Origin of the sequence: Enterococcus sp. 3G6_DIV0642, assembly GCF_002140635.1 — a bacterium.
Taxonomy (GTDB): Bacteria; Bacillota; Bacilli; order Lactobacillales; family Enterococcaceae; genus Enterococcus_D; species Enterococcus_D casseliflavus.
Genome location: NZ_NGLH01000002.1, coordinates 1 through 7,094, shown reverse-complemented (window position 1 = coordinate 7,094; position 7,094 = coordinate 1). Strand labels below are relative to the sequence as shown.

The 7,094-nt window shown below is 37.9% G+C and carries 7 protein-coding genes; 6 read left to right on the top strand and 1 reads right to left on the bottom strand.

What is annotated here, in order from left to right; all coding sequences use genetic code 11:
• Positions 1-283: 283 nt before the first annotated feature.
• Genes A5878_RS16865 through A5878_RS16840 form a run of 6 tightly spaced genes read left to right on the top strand, consistent with a single transcriptional unit; the run spans position 284 to position 5,961 of the window.
• Positions 284-421, top strand: coding sequence for a teichoic acid D-Ala incorporation-associated protein DltX (locus A5878_RS16865; protein WP_080646975.1), 138 nt, complete (start codon positions 284-286; stop codon positions 419-421).
• 11 nt (positions 422-432) lie between these two features.
• Positions 433-1,950: a D-alanine--poly(phosphoribitol) ligase subunit DltA gene (gene dltA / locus A5878_RS16860; protein WP_010748143.1), complete on the top strand. Its 1,518-nt coding sequence runs from the start codon at positions 433-435 to the stop codon at positions 1,948-1,950.
• Positions 1,947-3,146, top strand: coding sequence for a D-alanyl-lipoteichoic acid biosynthesis protein DltB (dltB, locus tag A5878_RS16855; protein WP_005237703.1), 1,200 nt, complete (start codon positions 1,947-1,949; stop codon positions 3,144-3,146). The genes dltA and dltB overlap by 4 nt, the downstream gene beginning before the upstream one ends.
• 14 nt (positions 3,147-3,160) lie before the next feature.
• A complete protein-coding gene (gene dltC / locus A5878_RS16850; RefSeq protein ID WP_010748144.1) occupies positions 3,161-3,403 on the top strand; it encodes a D-alanine--poly(phosphoribitol) ligase subunit DltC in 243 nt (80 codons plus the stop codon).
• The gene (gene dltD / locus A5878_RS16845; RefSeq protein WP_005237701.1) at positions 3,400-4,674 is read left to right on the top strand and encodes a D-alanyl-lipoteichoic acid biosynthesis protein DltD; all 1,275 of its coding nucleotides are present in this window, start codon (positions 3,400-3,402) and stop codon (positions 4,672-4,674) included. Before dltC ends, dltD begins: the two co-directional genes overlap by 4 nt.
• Before the next feature lie 45 nt (positions 4,675-4,719).
• A complete protein-coding gene (locus A5878_RS16840) occupies positions 4,720-5,961 on the top strand; it encodes a serine hydrolase (protein ID WP_086295825.1) in 1,242 nt (413 codons plus the stop codon).
• Positions 5,962-6,315: 354 nt separating this feature from the next.
• Here A5878_RS16840 and A5878_RS17585 read toward each other — a convergent pair whose 3' ends face one another.
• Complete coding sequence (locus tag A5878_RS17585; protein WP_010748147.1) at positions 6,316-6,483, bottom strand: hypothetical protein; 168 nt, start codon at positions 6,481-6,483, stop codon at positions 6,316-6,318.
• Positions 6,484-7,094: the final 611 nt, after the last annotated feature.

Below are 7,094 nucleotides of genomic sequence, written 5' to 3'. Positions count from 1 at the left end.
AGATCTTAATATAATTGAGATTTTTCATATAATTTATATTGATTAATTAATCACATGAAGCGATTCGTTTGATGTAAGTAATAGAAACAAAATATTCAATTTTTCATAGACCAGATACATTATATATTAATAGGATAACCATAACCTTATTAAGTTTAAATAACATAGAATAATCTTACCAAATTGTAAGGATTATAGTCTACAAATCAATGTCTCGTATTATTGAATTATATTAAAATGGTTCCAGAATATTATCATGAGGTGAAATTTTGTGAAAAAATTTATGAATAATAGACCTGAGAGTCATGTACTTACTTTTGTGTGGAAAACTATTTTATATTTTTTTGTTATCGTTATGATAATTTATCTTTATCACTATAAAAACGTGCAAGGTGGCACCTTTATCTATAATGAATTTTAGGAGGAATGTTCATGAACGTGGTGAATATTGTGCAAGCCATTGAAGAGTGGGCAAAAAAAGATTCAGAGAGGATTGCCTACCGGGAAGATCACCAAGTATATACTTATGGACAATTAGCAGCTCGATCCAATCAATTAGCTGCCTATTTCGAGGAAACGTTGGAAACTCGCGGACCGATTGTTGTTTATGGCGAGTTAGAATTTGACATGCTGACAGCTTTTTTGGCAGCTTCCAAAACTGGTCGGGCATATATCCCCATTGAAAGTACCACACCAAAAGAGCGTGTTGAATTGATCCTTTCTGTGGCTACACCAGATTTGATCATTAGTGTAGCTGACTGGCAAGGTCCGGAAACAATGATTCCAATGCTAGAAATAAATCAATTGGAAGAAATTTATCAAAGCGGGCGCAATTTAGGTAACGCAAAAACGCTCGGAAAAGATGATATTTATTACATCATCTTTACATCAGGAACGACCGGCATCCCTAAGGGAGTCCAGATTAGTCACGGGAATTTATTGAGTTTCGTGCAATGGACATTGAAAGATTTTTCCTTACGCGACGGGATGTATTATTTGGCGCAGGCACCGTATTCCTTTGATCTCTCTGTCATGGGGGTGTACCCAGCATTAACTTCTGGCGGCTGCTTGGTACCTTTAAAAAAGGTTGTCATTAATGACTTCAAAACATTATTTGCGATTTTGCCGCAATTGGCTATCAATGTTTGGATCTCGACACCTTCATTTATGAAACTATGTTTGATGGAAGAGACCTTTGACGGGATGCACGTTCCTCAGTTGGAGCGTTTCTTATTCTGTGGGGAAGAACTACCGAAAAAAACCGCTCAAGAGCTACTGGAACGTTTTCCGAATGCAAAAATCTACAATACTTATGGACCTACTGAAGCGACTGTTGCCGTATCCGGCGTGCAAATCACTGAAGAATTACTGGAGCAATATGATCGGGTGCCAATTGGGTATGTGAAAGAAGATTCGACGGTTTTCTTTATGGAAGAAGATCAACTAGTTCCTAAAGGGCAAGTAGGTGAGATTATCATTAGTGGTCCTAGCGTTTCAAAAGGATATCTGAACAATCCCGAAAAAACAAAAGAGGCATTTTTTGTCCATGAAGGGCAACCAGCGTATCGAACCGGCGATAGCGGCAGAATGACGGAAGATGGTTTGTTGCATTATGAAGGGCGTCTTGATTTTCAAGTGAAGTTCCATGGGTATCGAATGGAACTAGAAGAGATTGACCATCATTTAAGCAATAGTTCGTGGGTCAAACAAGCCGTCGTAGTCCCTAAATATCAAGAAAAGAAAGTGGAACAGTTGATTGCTTATGTCGTTCCCGAAACGCACCCCTTCGAGAAAGAGTTTCAACTGACAAAAGCCATCAAATCTTCACTGAGTGAAACGGTGATGGAGTATATGATCCCGCAGCGATTTATCTATGTTGAGCATCTGCCCCATACGGCAAATGGCAAAATCGACCGCAAACGGCTGACAAATGAGGTGAATCCTTCATGAACCTGCAGCATATGATTCCTTATGCAAATCCCACCTATTTCATTTGGCTAATGGTAGGATTGCTTCCGATGATGCTTGTGCTGCTGTTCAAACAAAAGCGTTGGCAATGGTATCAAACGTTACTCACACTAGCGGTATTGTACGTAAGTTTTGGTGGTGAATATTGGCAGCAGGGTCTGGCGCTGATCGGGTACGTCGTGTATCAGACATTACTCGTCTATGGCTATTATCAGCATCGTCAACGAGCAAATACTTCAGGCGTCTTTTATGGTGCAGTGGTAGCAGCGATCTTACCATTGGCATTGAGTAAAGTCACCCCTTTCTTTGTTGGGCATGCCTCACTGATTTATTTCTTGGGCATCTCTTATCTGACCTTCAAATCGGTGCAAATGATCATGGAGATACGGGATGGCCTGATCAAAGAATACCATCCTTGGCGTTATATCCAGTTTTTACTATACTTTCCAACGATTTCTTCGGGACCGATCGATCGTTATCGTCGCTTTGAGAAAGATCTGCTGAATCCACCGACAAAAGAAGTGTATCTCGACTATTTAAACAAAGGAGTCGCCAAAATAATGCTAGGGCTCCTGTATAAGTTCATTCTTGGTTATTATCTCGGTCAAGTATTACTACCGATCGTGACCAAAGAAGCCCTGCAAAATGGACTGTTCTCTTGGGGAATGCTAGGGTATATGTATGTCTATAGTATGTATCTGTTCTTTGATTTTGCTGGTTATAGTTTATTTGCAATTGGTATCAGCAACTTCATGGGTTATGATACACCAGCTAACTTCAATAAACCTTTTCTGGCGCCCAATATCAAAGAATTCTGGAATCGTTGGCACATGAGTCTGTCTTTTTGGTTCCGAGACTACGTATACATGCGATTGATGTTCACCCTGATCAAAAAGAAAGTTTTCAAAAGTCGTATAGTAGCATCTAATGTCGGTTATTTCGCCCTGTTTCTATTAATGGGCATTTGGCACGGTCTTACCTGGTATTACATTTTATACGGGGTATATCATGCGACACTGATTTGCGGAAATGATGCGTGGATCCGTTGGAAGAAAAAACAAGGAAATCTACCTTCGAACAAACTAACCAAAGCGGTGTCCACTGTATTGACCTTCCAAGCAGTTTGCTTTAGTTTCCTGATTTTCTCAGGAATCTTAGACAAATTATTCGTTAAATAAAAGGAGAAAAGAATATGACAACCAAAGAAGCAGTATTAGACATTTTAGTATCAGTTACAGGAAGTGACGAAGTAAAAGAAAACGAAACAATCGATCTTTTTGATGGAGGATTATTAGATTCATTAGGATCTGTTCAATTGCTGGTTGAACTAGAAGGGCGGTTAGGAATTGAGTTTCCTGTATCAGAATTTGACCGGGCAGAGTGGAATACACCAGCAAAAATCATTGAGAAAGTCGACACGCTGCAAAGCCGATGATGAAAAAACGACTATTCACGGCTTTTGGACCGCTTCTTTGTGCGGTGATTCTTGTCGGGGGACTCTTCCTTGGCCCTTGGAAGATCAATAGCCACGATCCGAAAGTCATCGCTCAAGCGGCGACGGCAATGAATGATGCGGTGTTTCGTGGGGATCATATCAAAAATGAGGCAATAGCAACAGGAAAATATGTCCCATTTTTTGGCTCATCCGAACTAAACCGTGTGAGTGCCACACATCCTTCCGTATTGGTGCAGAAATATCACCGTTCTTATACGCCATTTTTGATTGGTGCACCTGGCACCCAGTCGCTGACCCAGTACGCCATCATTCAATCAATGGCGAAAGAATTAGCAGGGAAAAAAGCAGTCTTCATCGTTTCCCCTCAATGGTTCGTTCCTAAAGGGTTGAAAGGAGACTATTTCAACCATCATTATTCCGAACAGCATGTGTACGATTGGCTCTCTTCGTTAAAGAAAATCTCTGACACCGATCAATACTATGCCGAACGTCTCTTAGACTATTCGAAAGTGAGAGAAAATCGCTTGACGGAACAAGTCTTGAATGAAGTGAAATCCGGTAAGATACCAACTGATTGGCAGAAAAAACAGATTGATCTGCAACGATCTATTTTGAAACGGGAAGATGAGCTTTTTAGTGGTCTTGGGTTGGGGCATAACTTGACTGACAAAATCACTGCTGCTGCAAAGAAATTACCTTCTACCTATAATCTCGCTCAAATAGAACAAGTAGCCGATAATGAAGGAAAAGCAGAAACGACTAATAATTCTTTAGGGATCAAGAATTCTTTTTACCAACATAATCTGCAAAGCCGCATAGATAAAATGAAAGGCTCTCAAAAGAAATGGGATTATCGTTTTGGACCAGAATATAGTGACTTTCAACTAGTACTGACAGAATTTGCTCGCAACAATGTGGATGTCTTATTTGTGATTCCGCCTATCAATCAGAAGTGGATGGATTATACTGGCTTACCGCAAGAGGTGTTGACTGGTTTTGACAAAAAGATCCGCTACCAGTTAAGAAGTCAAGGCTTTATGAATATCGCTGATTTATCAACGAAAGGCAATCAACCCTATTTTATGGAAGATACGATTCACTTAGGCTGGCGTGGCTGGCTAGCAGCAGATGAATACATTCAGCCATTCTTGGATTCTAAGGGCAAAGAGAAACCATCTTATGAAATCAACCATTATTTCCTATCCAAAAATTGGCAGCAAGAAGCACCAAAAGATATTCAGGGGGAATGAAAAAGGAGGACTGTTGGAGAATAGAAATGTTGGAGGCTTTATTCAATGAGTAGACATACGAAAAAACATGCAAAAAGAAACGTTCATAAACTAGTGCTTGGGATTGATATCCTTGTGATTATTTGTGGTCTCATTGGCCTCTACTACTTGTTTTTACCAACGGAACCAACGGATGCTTCTGATCATTTCAGTGAGCAAGTTGTACATTCCAGTACTGCCAGCAGCTACTCTTCCAAAAATGAGCAGCCCGCATCCAACAAGAAACAGGACTTGTTGGATGCGGGAAACTATGACAATCTCATTAGTAATCAAGAAGTCATCACACCTGAAGGAGCTATCTACGATCAGAAAATTATTTCCAGTGGCTTTATCGGAAGTGCATTGGTTATAAAAAATGGGAAAGTCCTGCTGCATAAAGGGTACGGATATGCGGACAAGGCAGCTGATATTAAAAATACTCCGACAACATTATTCAATATTGGCTCGATACAAAAAGGTCTAACAGCTGTCTTGATTATGCGAGCAGTTAGGGACGGGAAATTATTCTTGACAGATACGTTAGCCCGCTTTTATCCCTATATTCCTGGTGCTGCTAATATTACGATTCAGCAAATGCTGCAGATGGCTTCCGGACTCAAGCTTTCAGAAAATCCCCAAGGACTGGAAGACGTGCAGCAGATTCTCGACTGGGATGCTGCACATGCTGTCTTATCCGGAACCCAAGGAACATTCAAATACAGTCCCATCAACTACAATTTACTAGCAGGCATTTTGACAAAAGTAACAGGAAAAAGTTATGATATGCTGTTAACGGATTATTTTATCAATAAGAATGGGTTGAAACACTCTTTCTTATATAAAGTTTTTTTGCAGCAGGATCATCCTACGGTCAATTACAAAACGGATGGTGAAACAGATCCTTATGGGAACCCTAACGATATTTCCTCAGCTAACTTGGCAGCTGAGGTAGGAACTGGAAATCTCTATATGTCAGTTGGCGATTTGTATCGCTATTATGATTTATTATTGAATGGGAAACTGTTAGATAAAGCTTCGCTGGAGCAAATGTGGCAACCAGCCGCTGGCGGATTCTATGCAGCAGGTTTTTATGACAAAGGGACTTATTTCCGTGCTCATGGTGGTAAAGGAGGATTCGAATCGTTTGGGTTGTTTTCTAAAGATAATAAAACTAGTGTGATTCTGCTCTCTAATCGTGGACGTAAAAGCGACACGGAATTAATGAATCAACTGTATCATCCGCTTTCAAATATTGATGTCTCTTTTTAATCAAATTATATGAGGAAATCAATTATGATATATGCTTGATTTCCTTTGTCTAAATATTATAATTCTGTTGATAGGACTCATTTTTATGATATCGCAGATTTTATGTATCAATACTGCATCTTCGGCATAAAATATTAAAAAATTTTTGTTTATCTGTGTATTAACAATGAAACAATGTATGGTTCTTATTCAGAATTGATATGGAACAATCTATTAGCTATCACTAAGTAGTAAGTGATAACTAAAATACATACAAACCAAGATAGCGGTTTCATATTTAGATTTTATAGTGTTGCCAAAGCTGTGCTATATTGCTTATCCGATTAATTTTTAAATTAATACTTTGAGGTGGTTCTATTTACAGCCTTTTTTTTCACAAGTGATAGAAGAAGTCGTAGACTGCCAATCTTGTGGATTGTCATCAATTCTTGCTCCACAACCAGTATAATTACCTTCTTTTCTATGAATTTTTCCGTTTTCAGATTTCTTTGTGTCATTACCAACATATTTTATGTTTGCCATAATGCTTCCTCCTAATAATAGTATTTCTTTTTTTATTTTTGGCACTACTACTAAATCTTAAGTCTATTTTAATTCAAAAAAGTATAAAATGCTAATTATATTTGAAAAATGATGTATGAATAATTTCAGTTTACATAACATAGATTTTATACAAAGTTGTCTCTTTTAAAAAGCTATAAATCAATATAAATAAAAACATGTAAATGTTTATGTTAACTAAAAATCTCGATCTCTTAAGCAACATGATAGTTCGACCCCTACTCTTCCATCAAATGGCGCCCTATTATCAAACAAACTACAAGATTACCTGTACCAATGATGGTTTATATTTGAATCTTGAGGTTCTTTCACTATTTAATGGAATGGCAATATTGTTTTCTTGTAACTATGATTCTATTCATTTATATCTCCTCTTTCTTCAATTTCTATTTCAATCTTAGCTATCGTAAATATTTTTATAGATATTGTTTTTCAGAAAATACGAAACTCAAAATCCTTTTCATCTACTCCTCTTAAAAAAAAATATCTTGTTGGAATTTGAAGCTGATTACTTTTTTAAATTATTTTATAAATCTAGTCATCAGTTAAATAATTAATCATACTATATTTAT